At 47.0% G+C, this 18,298-nt stretch carries 13 protein-coding genes, 1 tRNA gene and 1 pseudogene; 4 read left to right on the top strand and 11 right to left on the bottom strand.

Annotated features, from left to right (window positions below; all coding sequences use genetic code 11):
- Nucleotides 1–440: 440 nt before the first annotated feature.
- Nucleotides 441–1,607, bottom strand: coding sequence for a hypothetical protein (locus HQRW_RS00530; RefSeq protein WP_014555021.1), 1,167 nt, complete (start codon nt 1,605–1,607; stop codon nt 441–443).
- A 2-nt stretch (nt 1,608–1,609) separates the two neighbouring features.
- Nucleotides 1,610–2,821, bottom strand: coding sequence for a poly-gamma-glutamate biosynthesis protein PgsC/CapC (locus HQRW_RS00535; protein ID WP_014555022.1), 1,212 nt, complete (start codon nt 2,819–2,821; stop codon nt 1,610–1,612).
- Nucleotides 2,822–3,616: 795 nt separating this feature from the next.
- Between HQRW_RS00535 and HQRW_RS00540 the strand changes: the two genes are divergently transcribed.
- Nucleotides 3,617–6,004, top strand: coding sequence for a bacterio-opsin activator domain-containing protein (locus HQRW_RS00540; protein WP_338042647.1), 2,388 nt, complete (start codon nt 3,617–3,619; stop codon nt 6,002–6,004).
- Between the two features lie 51 nt (nt 6,005–6,055).
- Here HQRW_RS00540 and HQRW_RS00545 read toward each other — a convergent pair whose 3' ends face one another.
- From HQRW_RS00545 to HQRW_RS00555, 3 genes are all read right to left on the bottom strand, one after another.
- Nucleotides 6,056–7,462 (bottom strand): dihydrolipoyl dehydrogenase family protein, encoded by a 1,407-nt coding sequence (locus HQRW_RS00545; RefSeq protein ID WP_014555025.1) that lies wholly within the window; start codon nt 7,460–7,462, stop codon nt 6,056–6,058.
- Nucleotides 7,463–7,760: 298 nt separating this feature from the next.
- Nucleotides 7,761–8,234, bottom strand: coding sequence for a hypothetical protein (locus HQRW_RS00550; protein ID WP_011570383.1), 474 nt, complete (start codon nt 8,232–8,234; stop codon nt 7,761–7,763).
- Nucleotides 8,231–8,626 carry a hypothetical protein gene (locus HQRW_RS00555; protein WP_231852377.1) on the bottom strand — a complete coding sequence of 132 codons (396 nt, stop codon included), beginning with the start codon at nt 8,624–8,626 and terminating at the stop codon, nt 8,231–8,233. Before HQRW_RS00555 ends, HQRW_RS00550 begins: the two co-directional genes overlap by 4 nt.
- A 232-nt stretch (nt 8,627–8,858) precedes the next feature.
- On the opposite strand from HQRW_RS00555, the gene HQRW_RS00560 reads away from it, so the two are divergent.
- Complete coding sequence (locus tag HQRW_RS00560; RefSeq protein ID WP_014555027.1) at nt 8,859–9,461, top strand: helix-turn-helix domain-containing protein; 603 nt, start codon at nt 8,859–8,861, stop codon at nt 9,459–9,461.
- A gap of 722 nt (nt 9,462–10,183) precedes the next feature.
- Here HQRW_RS00560 and HQRW_RS00565 read toward each other — a convergent pair.
- The 3 genes and pseudogenes from HQRW_RS00565 to HQRW_RS00570 all read right to left on the bottom strand — a co-directional run bounded on the left by HQRW_RS00565 (nt 10,184) and on the right by HQRW_RS00570 (nt 12,201).
- A complete protein-coding gene (locus HQRW_RS00565) occupies nt 10,184–10,984 on the bottom strand; it encodes a DUF7114 family protein (RefSeq protein ID WP_455429226.1) in 801 nt (266 codons plus the stop codon).
- Nucleotides 10,958–11,164: pseudogene (locus tag HQRW_RS17125) on the bottom strand (DUF7114 family protein); the annotation flags it as partial. The gene HQRW_RS00565 and the pseudogene HQRW_RS17125, both read right to left, overlap by 27 nt.
- A 209-nt stretch (nt 11,165–11,373) precedes the next feature.
- Nucleotides 11,374–12,201: an NAD+ synthase gene (locus HQRW_RS00570; RefSeq protein ID WP_014555029.1), complete on the bottom strand. Its 828-nt coding sequence runs from the start codon at nt 12,199–12,201 to the stop codon at nt 11,374–11,376.
- Between the two features lie 329 nt (nt 12,202–12,530).
- On the opposite strand from HQRW_RS00570, the gene HQRW_RS00575 reads away from it, so the two are divergent.
- A tRNA-Gly gene (locus HQRW_RS00575) sits at nt 12,531–12,601 on the top strand.
- A gap of 292 nt (nt 12,602–12,893) precedes the next feature.
- Here the strand turns inward: HQRW_RS00575 and HQRW_RS00580 are convergent.
- Nucleotides 12,894–13,094 (bottom strand): hypothetical protein, encoded by a 201-nt coding sequence (locus HQRW_RS00580; RefSeq protein WP_014555030.1) that lies wholly within the window; start codon nt 13,092–13,094, stop codon nt 12,894–12,896.
- A gap of 370 nt (nt 13,095–13,464) precedes the next feature.
- Here HQRW_RS00580 and HQRW_RS00585 point away from each other — a divergent pair, with 370 nt between their 5' ends.
- Entirely contained in the window at nt 13,465–14,547 is a 1,083-nt protein-coding gene (locus tag HQRW_RS00585; protein ID WP_014555031.1) for an aldo/keto reductase, read from the top strand.
- Between the two features lie 55 nt (nt 14,548–14,602).
- Here HQRW_RS00585 and HQRW_RS00590 read toward each other — a convergent pair whose 3' ends face one another.
- Both HQRW_RS00590 and HQRW_RS00595 read right to left on the bottom strand, forming a co-directional pair.
- Entirely contained in the window at nt 14,603–16,210 is a 1,608-nt protein-coding gene (locus tag HQRW_RS00590) for a heme-binding protein (RefSeq protein ID WP_014555032.1), read from the bottom strand.
- 167 nt (nt 16,211–16,377) lie between these two features.
- Entirely contained in the window at nt 16,378–18,204 is a 1,827-nt protein-coding gene (locus HQRW_RS00595) for a site-2 protease family protein (RefSeq protein ID WP_014555033.1), read from the bottom strand.
- Between the last annotated feature and the right edge of the window lie 94 nt (nt 18,205–18,298).

The following is an 18,298-nucleotide window of genomic DNA, read 5'->3' on the forward strand; positions in this document are numbered from 1 at the left end:
TATTGAGCGGAACACTGCAGTCCATTGCTTCGTATACGCAATCAAATACCTAGTAATCATTTAGGGCTGGGTGGCCATATGCCCATCCTATCATATGTATTACACTTTAATTGTAGATATTCAACTAAGATCGGGTTTTAGTATCAATATCTGCCATTTATATAGATATTATTAATTGATACTGTCTTTTTCACGCAGGATTTTCTGTGGCGGCAGTTTTAGATAAATTAGCCCAATGATAGCGCTCAATCGGAAACTGACTCAACACTCTCCACATTACCGTCCTGCGTTTCGGTTGATTGTGTTATGAAGCGTGCTCATAATATAGTCGGCAGTCAGCTCATCCTGTGGGCAACTCAGGTTCAACAATCTATTATCACACAACTGTAGCAGCACCCCAGCGCGTTATTATTCAACTGAGTGATTACCCCCTATTTGACCTATTCAACCGTTCGCTGATTAACCTCTGAAATAAAGTCACGCATAAACTCTGACACTGTATTCCCCATCACGTAGATAGGATACTCATCAGCAAGACATACATTAAGAACATCTTCCGGAGCTGCTGATTCGGGATGATGGACGAACTCGCAATCCACACGTCGCTCTAACAGCCTCGCATGTGAACCTGCAACATGAATCTGACCAATAAGCTCGTGTTTAGTGAGCCAGTTAAGATAATGCACGAAAGATGTCGTTCGACCAGCGCGGTCACGACGCGTGTAAATAAATGGTGTGATTGTGTCAGTGCTACTGTCAGTATCGCCATAGCGTTCGACAAGAAACTGTCTCAATAGCTCTGTAGATTCGATATCGTTCATCATTGCCCCATTTGCAATTATCCCTCCATCTTCGAGTCGCTGCCATCCCCATTCGGCGTGCAGGCGATTGATATAAGACTCAATTTTCGCTGGTGGTAGCGGATCGAGATCAAGTGCACGGAGCGTTTCATCAACAATAAATGCCGATCGTGCGCCGAATACATCCTTATGCGGGTACTCTGGGCGCGGCGTGGCAACGAGAAATTCATTATTCGTCTTCTCGAACTCTTCTCGCAGATACTGGTTGATAGCCTCATTTCGGTCACCGCTGATTACACAAGCGCCTGCGGGGACAGTCCGAGTAAATACCCGAGCAATATCAGTGAGGTCAGTGCCTAGTGTTGATTGATGATCACGGCGGATATTAATTATCAGAACAACCTGGGGTTTGAACAACTCATTCGCGAGCCGTGTCGTATGTTCTCGAATACCCTGATTTTCGGCAATAATAGCGTCAACAGGTGAATATTTTCGAAGTTCGCGCTCATTTTCATATAGACGCGTTGATCCACTTCGAGGAATCTTATATTGATTGAGATTTCGATATGAAAGCGGGTGATTGCCAGTAACTTTCGCATATGTTTCGAAGCCACGCGAGACAAGTGCCTGATTAAGCCACCGAACGACCGTTGATTTTCCACGTACACCAGAAACAGTCACGCGGTATGGTGTTTGCTCAACTCGCTCAGAGTGTGAACGCCCACGACCAATGACATGCTGCATAGTCTTTGCAGAATTGGAGATTGTCTCTTGAAATCGAGAGAGAATACCGTGTTGATCGCTCATATCTATTTATCCTCTTGATTATCAGCAGTTAGCGATGACTCATAAGATCCAATTCCATCAACTGAACTGCGAGCGAAAGCCGACTCGCTGGCGAATGCCGTCGCATCAGGAATTGATTGTTCAAGACGGTACATCTCAATTACTGCGAGTGCAACAATCATGATGCCAACAAAGATGTAGAAGACAAGATTGTCATGAAGTAGACCAGTAACTGGGATATCAATAAGGAAAAATAAGAGGGTATAACTGATCACGAACAATCCAGCATCAATCCGAATATGTGCAAGACGGGTTTTCCGTGACACCCGATTAAGATTATACGCACCAATCCCAACGAATATACCAGTGAAGAAGAGCGAAACCCCGGGAATGAGGACTAACTGAGAGAAGAAAACTCCGAATATAAGACTGTAGATGGTGCCGAGGAGAATCGATACTGTGAGCAGAACCCGCCCATAAAAAAGTGTCATATATTGAATGTAAGTAATAAAGTAATAGATAATAGTTGCACCAAGAGTATAAAAAATAACGACAGAAGAAGACTGTACGGTGAATAACCCTAACGTGGGAATGATAACTATTCCAACGAGGCGGTGATCGTATCGCTGTCGAAATCCCTCATAGATAAATATACTAATAGGAAGAATGATAAGAACAATCCAACCTGGAATAACTCTTGAGTGTGGGCTCCCGTGCGGTCTGAGCTCAATCCAAGCGGTGATATCACTTATCTGTAATGTGAGAAAAGGGGGCGTCTGGGTCACAAAAGTTGGGAAGAGCCAGAGTAAGAGTACCCCGACTGCTATGAGCGCGAGATAGCCACATCCAATGATGAGGAGTTCTGCACGGCGGTTTCCAGAACTTACTCGCATAAGATTGAACGCTGTGATTCCCGGAAAGATACTGGTGATTGCCTCAGCAGTTTCAAAAGAGAGCTGATTCGGAAACACCTGCGAAAGAACAAATCCGGTCAATATTGTTGCGATTACACCAGTGCTAACGGCAGATAAAAACAGCCGACGACCATAATTAAGAGTATACTCTTGAAGTACCCACAATGAGATCCAAGCGGCTACCGTGCCAATAATAAATATCACCGGGGTGAAAAACTCACGAAGCGTATATATCGCGAGTATCGGGAGAACCATCACACCACCTAACCGGTAGCTCTTGAGCTGCGCAGCAAGAGCACCCAGCGTCAACCCAATAATCATAATGATACTGACAACAATCAATAGTAGATACTTTCTCCATCATTCACATTTATGTGCAAGATAATAAATTCATTCTTAATCTCATATTAATATCAAAACATAAAATGTAAAATTAATGCTAGCAGCAGTTATTTTATTACGTCAGTTGGTATTGATACAATACACTCAGTATTCAACCTGATTTCATCTCATTCATCAGGGAGCGAATCCTTCATAGATGTGCAGAGTGCCCGTTTCTTCTGGGTTCACATACACGTACTCGTCCATTCTGCAAAGAAGCTCAATTTCTTTCCTCAATCAAAATCACGGCGTCTACGTCTATGCAATAAGTTCGATATCTTACTCACATCGCTTATGTGTCATGTTCATTCACACTACATGCGTCTCACATATCGTGTATTAATTATAAATCATTTAACTTTCGTCAACAGAACCAAATACTTTCGCAAACGTTAGCATTATACCTCAGGTGCTCGTGATGCAATTAGTGACAAAAATCAGTGGATTCTCAGTTATACTCATCACGGTGGGTATCGCTGCAGCGAGTAATCTTATTAATAAAAAATCAATTATCGACGTTGCAATCGTCATGAGAATTGCGTACAATCTAACTGAATCCAGAGGTCAGAGATAATGACTCTTCAGTTTCCACTGGTAGCATATTTTAGCATATTACTGACTGTAGGGTTACTCTGTACGGGATACGCGCTTCTTCGGAGGTGCCGTCAATCAGGCGATTACTTGACATTTCGATTTGTCGGCATAATCATTGGAGTATCGCTCTGGTGGTTAGTCATGTCGACAGTAAAATTCACAGCGACAAGTCTTGAATTGAAAATTCTATCTTACCGACTCTCGATGGCAGCGTGGATTGGGCTTCCAATCTCAACATGTATTTTTTCTTTTATCGGAATATATCATCGCGATGCGTCCAGCACCCAACTACACCGTGGCGTCATTGCATTTCTCGCTGGACTTCTCGCTTTCATTATGCTGATTCCACAGTCAGCCCTGTTTACGACACCACATCTCTTATCAGTTGGTGAGTTTGTCACGCTTGAACATGGAGTTAGTGTCACAACGGCCGTCATTACCGGTATTGCATGGACAATAACTCTTTTTGGAATTGCGATTGCTCTCTCCCGTGTAGTTCATAAAAAATATGTCCCTCCGGTTGTCGCACTTGCTGCTGTAATCCCATCGTTACCAGGGATAATAGGCGTGCTCAAACTGTTCGAAATATACCCTGCTGGAGGGGCTGGATTCAATCTAGCCCCTCATCTCGCCGGTCTCGCTACTATCCTTTTTGCTGCTGTGACGCATCGAAAAGGGCTCACGACGATTATTTTGGACTCGCGACACGCCGCCATTGAGAATGCGACTGAGGGATATGTGCTTGCTGATGAGACTGAGATAATTCGTGATATGAATACGGAAGCGAAACGATTGGTCGATGCCACGGTTGGCGACCAACTTCCCTCATGGCTTGCCGAGTCATCCGCTGAAACCGCCGAAGGTGTGAATCGTACCACTCCAACGGGAAAGGAGATTGATCTGCAACAACACACGGTCGGCAGCCATAGAGCCACAAACAAAGTGTTTCTTCTCCGTGATCGAACCGAACAATTGACCCGGATGCGCAAACTTGAATCTCGTGACCGTCTGATTGCTGACCTCCCAGTCGGCGTTTTTCGAATTCAACGTGGGACATCACCACGTTTCGTATATATGAATCAAGCGTTTGCTGAGTTATTTAATATCAGCGACGTGGATCAAATTGACAAGCACGCGGTATCAGATGTATTCGGAGCGCAGCAACCACAACTGATCGGTAATCAATCGAATTACTCAACTCCAGAGAACCCAGAGACAACTGAACAGTTATTTTCGCCACCGGGCACCGATTCGTTTTGGGGGCTTGTCTCCACGTATCCCTCGTCGACTCAGGATCCTGATATGATTGAGGGTGTCATTGTTGATATCACTGCTGAAAAACAAGCGGAGGCTCTCCTTACAGAGGAACTTGATAATATATCGCATGACCTAGAGTTAACTGAGCAACTCTGGGAACTCTCAGTTCGTCTTGAGGGGTTCGACGCCTTCGCTCAGGAGGCACTTTCATTACTAACCGATATTGATACTATTGAGTGCGCTGAAGTTGTTCGGTCAGGACGGGTATGCTGCGGTGAACCGGAGACTATTGTTGCAAATGGGACCACCCATATTCCGGATACAGCAGTGTCGAACGCGATAGAACACGCATATACTGAGGAGAACAAGCGTACTGAGACACTTACTATAGATGATGAGAGATATACGCTCATTACGACGCCGATCATGACAGAACACGTTGCTGACTCCGCCCTCATGATATTGAGTGCGTCGCCACCAGATGATCGCGTTGAGCATCTGGTGACAGACACCGCTGAAGCATTGGCGTATAAACGTGCAGTCAATTACCGCGAGAAGTATACTGATGAGGATAAAATGACCGAACTCCGCATTGCTAATACAGATACGGACAAACCACATCCACTGAGCCAACTTCTCACTACTGCCGACGTGGATGTTGATATAGAATCATCGCCGCTTACGTTCACTAATGTACGCGCTGAGGGTCAGATAACATGGTATCTCTTACGGGCGGATCAAGCGGTATGTAACGCAGTGACTGCAGCAGCAACGGCACACGACTCAATCAAAGCAACGACACCGATATCGATAAACGATGATGAGAATCAATCTCGGTGTCAAATCGGCATTGAGACGGGTGATATTCATCGTTCTCTCAATACCGAGGGGGTCACAGTGGTTACTATCTCTGCTAATGCGCGTGGAACAGAATTTCTCTTACACCTTCCAACTGATCTCAAGGTTGCGGACATCATTGACATCTTCCGAACACGGTTTCCAGCAATGCATCTCCGGTCACGACAAACAATTGAGCGTGAGTCAGTGGACACGCAGGTATTCACCGAATTAGATGAATATCAGCGACAGGCTATGGAGGCTGCAACACGAATGGGATTTTTCTCACGCCCACAAGGTGCAACAGCGGGGGATGTCGCAAACACATTAGATATCGGTCGAACAACATTCACACGTCGTCTTAAAAATGCGCAGACAACAGTATTCAATAAGCTGCTTGATTCACAGACTGATACTGAACCGGCGGATGACTGAGCAGTTGATACTCTCAGATACGCCCGTCACGCGACACTGATTAACCAATAGCTATACAGACTCGATCTTTTCTGTCGCCGAACGAATAAGCCCATCAATAATCTCAGGTGTTGTCGGGTGATATGCCCGATCTGGGAGTTCTCGAACATCGAGTCCTAATTCAACAGCAACTTGCATTGTTTTTGCCATCGGGTCAGCATGGTAATGTAATCCTTGCCATCCAAGCACCGTACCATCAACATCAACAACTAACCGAGCAAGCCCATCTGGCACGTTTTTTGATTTAAATACTCCATCGCTTGCCGCCTCTCGGGTCACAGTAATAAAGTCATGATTGCTTGCTTCTGCGGATTCAACCGAGTGACCAACGCGAGCGTATGGCAGAACGCCAAGTCCGCTGAATACAACATGATGATGAATATTCTGATACGATGTGAGTTCGTCGCCCGCAGCATGTGCACGAATATTTTCCGCAGCGGTGACACCTTGCTCCTTGGCAACATGGAGGATTGGCTCTCGTCCATTCGCGTCACCAGCAACGAAAATTCGGTCACTCCCACGGGCTTGCATCGTCGCTGGAACCCATCCAGGTTCAGGATTCAATGAAGTCTGTTCAAGACCCAGATTGTCAACTGCAGGTCGACGCCCGGTAAATCCAAATAACTGGTCTGCCTCGATTGTCTCTTCGTGTCCATTTCGCCTGACCGACATTCTCACTCCGCCGTCTGCTGTCGGTTCAACGCGGCGCTCGTCAGTTTCAGTGAGTACTGTGATATCAAATGCATCACGGTAATACGACAGCAGTGCATCACCAAAGGCTGGGTCAGCTTCATCAAGTGGTCGAGAATCATGCTCGATTACGGTGAGATCCATCTCCCCTGCCTCAGTAAGATATGGGACCATTTCCATACCGACGTATCCAAAGCCCATGACGATTCCTGAATCTTCGAATGCGGTCGCATCAAGCACATCCGCACTTGTCATCATTGAGACGTCCTCCATACCAGGAAGCGAGGGCTCATTTACTGTCGATCCAGTCGCGATGACAATATAATCTGGCTCAATGACCGTCTCACCGACTGAGAGTGTTCGATCATCGATGAACTCTGCTGTTTCGGTACGAAATTGCACGTTCTCCTTTTCAGCAAGCTTCTCGACACCTGCTCGTCTATGTGCTGCGAAATTTAACACACGCTCATTCTTTGTCTCAACAACTGCATCGAGATCAACATCCGGTATCGGTCCATCTATCCGGTTGTCATGTCGAGCCGCAAAGCGATGTTCAGCAGCTGAGAGTACCTCCTTTGATGGCATACATCCTCGAAGAATACAGAGCCCGCCCCCAGGTTCGCCGTCATCGATCATTGTCACTTCAACTTCTGGCATCTCGGCAAGTCGCTGTGCAGTAGCAATCCCAGCGCTACCATACGCGCCGATAACGGCGACATGTGTAGACATAATTATATTATGGCATCCACCTGATTAACAGTTCGGTGGCGTTGTTCAGTGGTCACACAGCCGAATTTCCATCTCCAGATGAAACAACATGAGTATCTCAGAGCGTTCAATTATTGATGAGAAAATTCACTATCTGTTTTGCTAAAATAACTGATTCCATACGTGTGAACTACCCCCTACTCAACAACGCTTTGCGTTGCTTCCGTGAGGGCGAGGCTTCCTACTTCTACGACGCGACTTGCATCCACGACGATAGACGATGAGTCGCCACCCTAACTGTCTGATCAGTCATTGAGACTTATCTCCGGTCAACATACCATATGATGCTAGTTATCCCAATAATGATTAGACTGGGCCAGATATCGGAACTCAGATAGATATCTCCTGATGGGAGACGTGCCCAGGTGAGTGGATATAGATATGCCGGTGCAGTGCCATCAGTCCGGATGACTAGAAGGTCAAGAAACATATGTGTCACCACACCGAGGCTGAGACCTCCAACTATTGCCGGTCTCTCATCAGCCTGAAATAGCAATACTCCGGCAAATATAAATGCTACTGCTGACCCAATCGTCTGCAGTGCATACCAGGACCCTCTGATTCCGAATACGACAAACTCTGGTCCTGTGAGCAACAATCCCTTAGCGGCATCTGGAATGACTGCCCCAAGCATTGTGATTCCAACATAACGGCGATTAAACCAGTCAATCTGCCACACTGCGAGCGTGCTCAAAACATACATACTGAGAACATGTGTCAGTAAGTCGCTCATGGGTCACGTGGGACGATTGTCCAGCGCTCGGTATCTATTTTCCAGTGACGGACAAACATAATTAATGCAAGTAGCACACCTCCTGCGGAGACGGCTATCATGTACAGGCGGTTTGACTGGGGGCTCACCACGATACGCTCGACGACGAGTTCCTGCTTTGCGTTGAGTTCACCGTATACCTGAACCCAGTCACCAGAGCGCACTGAGAGATCAGACGTTTGAATATACAGCGGTTGTCCATACGTGACCCCGACTGTATCCTCTTGAACTATACTCACCTGACTCCAGAAGTTCACCTGATCGCCGATATGTGTTTGATAATCATTTTTTACCTCTTCGGCTGTTGGATACGGTGATTGCCTTTCAGCATGATGGGCGTAATCAATCATCATCACCCCATTGAGAGATAGAAGCAAACAAAATACAATAGCTCGAATCCAGAGAGTGGAATTCATATATGATTGATTGACAGTGAAATATTGTCAAAACTTCTGATTATTTACAGGCGGAGCAGGCCGAGTGTCTCGGGGCTTGACTCTGAGATGCTTCACCTGCTATGATGCGTGATATTGATAGGTTATACAACGATGCGGCATATTACTTTTTGATAGAGCATCCATCCCAATGTCCAATACCCCCAGCGATCACTCACCCCATGATACCGATAAACAAGATGTTCAATACGATCCTGACGATGACTCATATAATATTCTGCAATGCACACAATGTGATACGACCGCTCTTAGTATCGGTCATGATGATCCACCGATATCCTGTCATGACGAACCGATGGAACATATCAACCAGGTCAATATGACAGTCAAGCCCCCAGATATCCGCGAGGTCTTATTTCAAGTATTTGGACTTCCAAAGTCAGGTCTTGATATCTGCTTATGTGTAATCGGCGAGGGTCCGCTGTCAGCCAGCGAGGTAGCAACAAAACTTGATTATGATCGAACAACTGTCACTCGGTATCTTAACAAACTCGTTGATCTTGGATTATTACGCCGCTCTGAACTCAACCGAGAAAATGGTGGTATTATCAATGTATATCACTCAGTTGATCTCGAGCAGATGCGTCTAGAGACACTTACTGGATTCTATCTCTGGGCGGGCGAAGCAGCAACACTCATTGAGAATGCGAATATGACAAAACAAGAATATCTTGCGGAAAACCCCGACCAAGATCTTCCAGATGTGTTTTGGGAGTCATTCCCTCATAAATAGCCTTTCTGAGAACACTCTCAGATCAGCTATCCCTCTTTCATAGGTATCGGAGGCTCAATATCAAAACGAACCATACTCATTACGGCGGTGCGAGGAGAAAGCCCCCGCGCTTCAGGGCTGTCTCTTACCCACAACTCGAGTCAGGATTTTAGCGGAACGGGATCGGCGATCCCGACTGAAATCCTCGGTGTCTACAGTTTCAGCATCTCTTTGGAACAATTGTAGTGGGCTTGATTACCGACGTTCTGTCACCCCCACAGCCGATATCACTGTCTGAATCGCTTCTCGCCTCGGTTTTTTGAGTTCAAAATACCTCTGAAAGCGTCTGAAACGTCCGGTTACGACTCCACAAACTTATGGGTAAGAGACAGCCGTTCACGGCGGGATGAATCTGACAACCCCTACGTGAACCACGTTCGACGTGTCGAACGGATGGGTTAAGTGACGAGATGCCGTATCGATACATAACCGAGGCGGTCTACCCCACTAATCGGATAATATCGGGATTCCCCGATTCCATGCAGAAAGCACCCCTTTCTGTTGTGGAACTCAGGGTGCAGTAAGAAGTACCTCCGAATCCCATGCCGGGATAGGAGTAACGGCTGGCTGGCACAGCCAGGAGCCGTCATCGAGACGGCTACAAATCTTGAACATCCCAATCCAGCGGCGCGGTGCCGTGGGAATCTTCGCCCTTCAGGGCGGAGAGGATGTCAAGTCTAACCTCAATATTGATCAGTCGTTGATGATGGCATTGGATTATCCTTTTCCTGGTTGGTCGTATTGAGCATATGAATACGCTCTTTCACAGTTTCTGAAATAATCTCCTCAGGCGGAAGCCCCTGGTCGATTGTTCCTGTTCCTGTTCCTGTTCTTGTTCCTGTATACGAGTGAGATAATTCTGACGCGTACTCAAGCACTGCTTGCGTAGCCGTCTTACCAACGGCGGATGCACCGACTGCAACAGCAAGTGCAAAGATATCAGCTTCAAGATTTCCATCATATGTAGTATTCTCATCGTCTTTTATCCGCTGGAGCGTTTGGTCCTGACCAAAGGCACGGACAACGCCCACCGCTCGACCTGCCGCGTCAGTCCGAGCAAGCAAAGCAAATCCACGTGAGACGAATACATCCGCAGCAAGAACCTCAAGATCGGCGTCAATATCTTTTTTTATCCCCGTCTTTGCTGTTGTTGACCCGACCCATGGTTCTGTGTCAGCGAGCGTTCGGGTGAGGCGTAATCCTTCATATATTAATTGTACGCCCGCTGCACGGTCAACTAACGATAATCGATGCACATTCTCAGCTGCGTCTGTCTGTTGAGTGAGACGGCGATGACCGGATGACTCATCCGCTGATTCCTTGTTCAGATTACCGCTTGATTCGGCATTTGGGTCATGAGAATGCACTTCGCTGTCGTTGACCCCGGATTCAGGAATATGTCCATGAGTCCCTCCAGATGCATTCCCAGCTCCATCGCTGATTGGTGGTCCATCTCGGTCCTGGTCTTTACCCTTGTCTTGCATATCATCAGTGTCGCCACTCTCATCAGAACTGCTGAGTGCACGAGCGCTCGCGAGTGTAAGCACCGCGGGTGTCATCGCCGTGTCTGTGAGGCGAGTGTGAAGCGCCGTGCGGAGAGGACCAGGTTCAATATCCATAACTGCCTCCCGGGCGGCGTCACGGACCCGCACGGCATCGTCCATTAAACATAAGTAACTACGGCAGGGGCAAAGACCTTTGGAAAATCACCGCCATACGGCGACCGAATATATAATTGATCTGAATCAATGACCGTACTTAGCACAATTTCTTATCCATACCGAATTACCAACTACGATAGTCTAAGCTCTTCTTACTCAATGAGATTTCCTGTGCTCATGTAATATCAATCAAATATGTATATGATGCCGTCTCAGAGGGATAGTGACGGTGGTGCAGGTGGCATCTGTCGTTTATGTTTACTCTTCTCATATAATTCAACAACCCGAGTGATATCTTCAGACGTCACATCAAGCTGTCGAACAGTCGCATCGACTGATAATGGTCCATCAACATGCAGTGCAAGAATGGCATCGACGGTATCATACCCTAATCCAAGTTCTTCTTCATCAGTCTGTCCAACCCACATACCTGCAGAAGGTGTTTTCATTACTAATTCTTCAGGAATTCCAACTGATGCAGCCAATTGCCTCACCTGTTGCTTATACAGGTTTCCGATTGGATTGCAATCGACTGCTTGGTCACCGTATTTTGTGTAGTATCCGGTCAATGCCTCCGACCGATTTCCGGTTCCAAGAACAATTTTGTTTTCATGATTTGCAAGAAAATAATTGAGCACTGCTCGTGTCCGGACATACACATTCCCAACAGCCATTTGATCATCTGCAGCCTCTGGGATTGCCTCAAAAAATGACTCAGCAATCGGCTGGATCTCAATAACCTCATATGGAATATCAAGTTCCTCTGCAACCCACTCAGCGTCACTCATATTCGCATCATCATTGACCTCGCTCGGCATCACAAGTCCGTGTACATTCTCTGCACCGAGTGCATCAACCGCCATATATGCGACTGTTGTGCTATCGATTCCTCCTGAAAGTCCAAGAACGGCACCGTCTGCTCCTGCATCAGCAACGATATCAGTGATAAACTGACTCACATGTGATTCAACCGTTTCGAGCTCTTCCGGTGATAATCGAAGATCAAGCGGTGCATCTGTTGAGAGAACTGATTGTTGCATGCTCATCACCGAATCATACATTATCAGCGGACTAATATCTACTTCCTTTTGATGACGCGATTCTCAACCTCCTTGTAAAAAAGCTATTTCAGTACACTATCATAGCTGATACAGGCGCAATACCACGGTCTTGCGGAGGAGAATGTCAATTGGGAGTATATACCCCGATGAATATTATGCAACAATGACTGATCTGATATCGAGTATCAACACCACTCACTGACTATCATAATCAAGATACTCTTTGTGAGTGTCTGCATGTGATGTAATCGTCACAATTAAGATTATTGCATTGATAATTTCTATGTAGTATATTATACTCATTTCTCGCGCCGGTGGTCCAATGGTAGGACTCGGGCTTCCCAAGCCCGCGGTCCGGGTTCGATTCCCGGTCGGCGCACTTTTGAGTCCTCTCTGACGACGATGGATTACCGAAGCACGGGAAGATGTCGAAATAGGGTGCATGCAGTAAGAAGTACCTCCAGATCCTCCAGATCCCCTACCGGCACAGGAGTACCAGTTGGTCGGCACAGCCAGTAGTCGTCATCGAGGCGTCTCCAAACTCTATTCATTCCAACTCAGCGGTACAGTACCGTTGGAATATTTATGATTATCAGGGCAGAAATGATGTCAACTCCAACTCTATCTCAATCGATAATCGATAGTCGATAGTCGATAGTCGATAATATAGTTCAGACATCGAATCCGTTTCGTCGCAGTGCGTCTGCTAAGTCGCCATCAGGGGCAGCCGAAAACTCTGTAAACGATGATTCCGGTCGGGTTGTCGTATAGAGGTCAGAGTCAATATTGTCCGGAATTTCGTTTGCGTGTGTCTCTTCAACGACGGCGACCGTTAGTGCCCGCCGTGTAGGGTCATCATCTGACTCACTCATTACTTATTATAAGGGAACCTGACGTTTGTCACTTTGCATTCCGACAACTACTTTATTTATTACAGAACACGCTGATATGATTGTCAAACGTTGTCATGACAACTGTGGTCGTCCCTGCCCACCATCGGGTATGTTGTATATACTAAACCACGGGAAGCCTTGGCTTGACCCCGAGGCGGTTCACTCTGTAGGTTTGTGTAGTTAGCAACATGTAGAAATGCTCGTGGATGTAGTAATCATTCGAATGATGCTTCTACACCTGTTGTCGGATTATCTGAGGATAGACGGGCATTACACTAGCATATCTCTTCGCCCGCTCGTGTGCGTACGATACAAGAATGGCTAAGTAAGTCGCATGCATTGTTTTGGTATGCACTATCGAACACTGGGCACTTCCGGTGTTGAGGTCAGCGAAGTTGGATTCGGTGCATGGGTCGTCGGAACCGATTGGTGGGGTGATCGCACCCGCAGTGACTCAATTGAATTAATACATCACGCTATTGATCAAGGCATTACCTATTTTGACACAGGTGATGTCTACGGTCATGGTGATAGTGAGTCAATCATTGGTGAGGCGCTTGCACCGTATCGTGATGAAGTCACTGTTGCAACGAAAGTTGGCTATGATTTCTATAATAATCCACAAGCTGGACACGGCGAATTACCAAAGGAAATAACAGGCGAGTGGATACGAAATGCAACCCGTCGTAGCCTTGACCGGCTTGACATGGAGTATGTCGACGTATTACAACTACACAATGCAAATGTCGATGAGGTCGATGCAGACGTACTTGAGACATTAGATGAACTCCGTGAAGAAGGGCTCGTTGATGCAATCGGATGGGCACTTGGTCCCTCAATCGGATGGCTGGCTGAAGGTGATTTGGCTATCACCGAAGAGTTTGATTCAGTACAACTTGTCTGGAACCTCTTTGAACAGGATGTCGGCAATCACTTTCTTAATACAATCGAAAACACAAATTCCTCAACAAGCCTCATCCCACGCGTCCCTCACTCATCAGGGATTCTCAACGAGCAAGTAACACCCGAAACAGGGTATGATCTTGATGACCACCGTGGATTCCGACCGGATGCATGGTATGAAACCGGATGGGAAAAAATTGAGACACTTCGATTTCTTGAACGTGATGATGAACGGACCATGGGTCAGGCTGCGATTGCATATCTCCTCAGTCATGATGCAGTCCCAACAGTGACACCAACGTTCCACACTAGCGAGGATATCTCTGCGTGGGCAGCTGCCTCCGATGTTCCAAAACTCTCAGCCGAAGAACTCTCTAAGGTATCATCACTCTATGCAGAGAACTTCGGGATCGACCGCGATGATGGAATGGATCAACTTCGCTCATCTGTTGATGGTGAAGATATCCGTGCTGCTGGAATTAATAAACGGGCAACACGTGGTCCGCGGAATACAGCATCATCAGATTAGGCATATCCAATCAACCAATCAACTAAGTGTTGGACCACAAATACAATTGAACTGTTCAAGCTAAAAACACATGTCGTGGGCGCTCAGAAAGAACGTCACGCCCCCATTCGACAGTTTCACTGAATTCATCAGACCGGAAAAATGACATTGCATCCTCACGTGCATCCCATTGACTTGAAATAAACATATCATTCTCATCTTCGAGATTTATCATCAAATCTGTCTGTTGGTGACCGTCCATCTCGGTGAGGATCCCCCCAACAGTATCAAACGTGTCATTGAATTCACCGCGATATTCTGATTTCACCGTATAGAACATTCCCATTGTTCCAAAGCCTGATTCTTCACCTGCTCGTGAGACAACATCCGGTAACTCTGAAATAAATCCAGCTGCCGTCTCTGCGGCTGATTGTGTCTCCCAAATGCTGACAACAGCATTCCGATGGCGATTGCGAGCTTCGTATACCGCTGTCTTTACATGTGTCTCATAATGATCGAAGTTCCCTCTGAGTCCCTCAACCTCTGAAAATAGCTCATCGGTAGTGGCTTCTGAATACAGAACTGTTGCATAGACATCTTCACCATGTGGTTGTCCTGCATAGATGTCATACTCTGCTAACTGTTCGCGAATTTCGCTATCTTGAGTGTTTGTGTTTGTGTTTGTGTTTGTGCTTGTGTCTGATTGTGTTGTATCCGCACTCGTGGTCGACCTGGAGTCGCTATGATCTGCATCTTCTGTCCCATGTGCTGATCCGCCGGCACTGGCACCTCCAGGTGACTGTCCATGGGAGCTGCCCCCACCCCCTCCGCTTCCGTGTGGGGAATCCCCATGGGCGTGTCCGTGTGCTTCACCATGTGCTGTTGGCGCGTCAACATCCTGTTCGACTGTCGGAATTGCCTTTCCTTCGAGAAGTGCACCGAGGTCAGCTGGCGGGAAGCGTTGTCCAATATAGAATGTCCCGAATTCGCCATATTTTGCAGACACCTCATCGAACCGCATCTCATAGACAATATCTTTGATATCTGTTGGATCATCGGCGAATAGCGTTACCCCCCACTCATAATCATCAAAGCCAACTGAGGATGCAATGACTTGCTTGATCTTCCCTGCGTATTCCTTTCCAGTTTCAGCGTGAGCCTCCATCATTTCAGCTCGCTCATCAATCGGGAGATCATACCAATTATACGTCTCACCTCGACGCTTTGACATCGGGTAGAACCCAGCATAGTCCTTATCAGGTATCTCAGGTGTCAACTTTCCTTGCATATACTGCCGTAATCCCTCGTCTGCGGCATCTGGATTCTCAAAATATCCGGGTGTCGTATATCCTGATATCTCTGCGACAGAAACATACGATGTTGGCTGCGTTGTAAATCCGGCAAATGTCGTTTGCTCAAATTGTCGTTCAGCACGTGAGAGTGCATCAAGCGTCGGTCGAAAGTGTGTGATGAGGATGTCAGCTTTATGTCCAAGCACAGAGAATACCGCTGAGGAGCCCTCTTCAGCGTCAGCAATCGATTCATGTTTTCGAAGATACTCCACACCATCACCGATTGCAGCCTCTCGACGGTGTGTTGGTGCTTCACGCCATGCATCCCAGTCAACAGTGCGAAAATCATGCAGGACAAACCAGCCCTCGTCAGTCGGCGGAACCTCTGACATATCTGTATATTCAATCGCCATCTGTATGTGCGTTGCGAGTCAGCCGTCTTCTCTTATTCAACTATTATATACGATAAGAGTCCTCTGCGCTTCAGCGCCAGGATACAGTGCTTGCACGTGGTCTGGCGGTTGTCCACCGCCAATGGACCTTGATGGATAGAGATTTTCTATCCACTGAGCACCGTTGGACCGAACACTAACAGTAGCAATGATAAAAGCATAATTATTCCAACACTTGTTGTGATTGTTCGAACCAATCGGCGCTTTCCGCTCGCAGGGAGCGGTAATCGTGAAACAACCGCCTCAGCACTTGTTCGAAGAATGCGTCCTCCATCAAGCGGATGCCCAGGAATGAAATTAAATATTCCTAACTGGAGATTAATCCACGCCGTCCAAAAGGCAATATTTGCTATGAGGAACACTCCACTCCCAATCGGCTCGAGTGGACCAGTAATTGCATAGAAATTATGTACTGCTCCAGTAAATCCCGGGAAGTTTGGAATGCCAAGAACAACGGATGCAAGCGGCAATACAAGCGATACATAGACGGCTCCAAGTGGTGAATCAGCAATTGTCCCACTCAGCCCAATCGCCCCAGGACCACCCTCTCCGCCAAGCAATTCAAGATATGTTCCGGCAGGATATGATTGCGCACCAAAGTCTGTTAACAATAATCCGCTTGTCCCTGGGAATATATTCACACCTAAGAAACCACTCCCATCTTGTGGATTCTCGCCAAGACGGACTGAATATTCTTTTCGTTCACCTGATACGACAGCCTCAACCATGACTTCCTCACCCGGTTGTGTTGTATCTAAAACTGCTGTTAGTTCATTCGAAGATACAACACGCTGACCATCGATTGCAGTCACAATTACGCCGGGGTTGCTTGGAACACCAGCCTGAGCAAGCGGTCCATCAGACGCAACTCGTGTCAGATATGCTCCAGCAGGAATTGTGGTCGTTCCGCGCGTTGTGGTCAATTCAATGAATCGGTCTGTCCCAACAGCATTGGCAAATCCTGCTTGTGTATAGACTGCGGTGCCATTCACTGTCTCGACGCCAATTGGGTCGCCCTCGGCGTCGACATTAATATCCGCAGGATTCCCACCAACCGATCCAGCAACAATCAATTCTCGCTCAACGGTGAGCGTCTGCGACTCCCGCTTCGCTGCACTTGTCCCATCATTAATCTTGACGGTGATCTCTCGATTACTTCTCTCCGATAAAATATTATTGAGTTCGCTTTCATTACTAATTGGCGTTCCAGCCACGGTTGTAATCCGATCACCTTGCTCGATTCCCGCTGTTGCTGCCGGTGATTCATCATACGCCCCAGAAACAGCCAGTCCCGGTGCAACAGTGATGCTTCCGATTATCGGACCGAATAAAAGCACAAACGCAATGATCGTGATTGCGAAATTGTTTGTGACCCCTGCTGCGAACATCCGTGTTCGTCCTCCTCGACTTGCGAATCGCTCGCTCTCTTCATCAGGTTCGACAAACGCACCAAGCGGTATAATCGTTAAGAGGAATACCCCCATTGATTCAATCTCAATCCCTTCAACTCGACAAAGTATTCCATGACCGCCCTCATGAACAACCAGCCCAACAAGCAGTCCAAAAATAATCTCTGGAGCAACGGATAATGGGAGAAAATCATTCACACCTGGAATGACGAGGAAGTTCTCCGGCTGATTTACCGCCGATGGTGCCGGTGGGTTCTGAAGAATTGAGATTCCCTGAATAAGTAAGAACGCAAACATTCCAACCATAATCACAAGTGCTGTGCCGACACCGAAGTTCGTCCATGCTCGCCAGAATCGCTTTGGCTGCGCAATCCACTCGATGAATTCTCGCCCACGCTGGGTATGAATCGTTGTAAACGGTCCTTGCACCTGAACGAACTTTGGCAGCAGTCCACGCTGAGAGAGAAAGAATGTGCCTGCTGAGTATGCAGCAAGACCAACAAGCACCCATAGAAGCGTGTTCATCAGAATAAAAAAGACGTGCTGTGGGGAAATGCGTTCGGGTTAGTCACTCTCAGTACCCTATCCTGTCTGTTATGATATGTGATATGACCGACTG

Origin of the sequence: Haloquadratum walsbyi C23 (assembly GCF_000237865.1) — an archaeon.
In the GTDB taxonomy this organism is placed as follows: Archaea; Halobacteriota; Halobacteria; order Halobacteriales; family Haloferacaceae; genus Haloquadratum; species Haloquadratum walsbyi.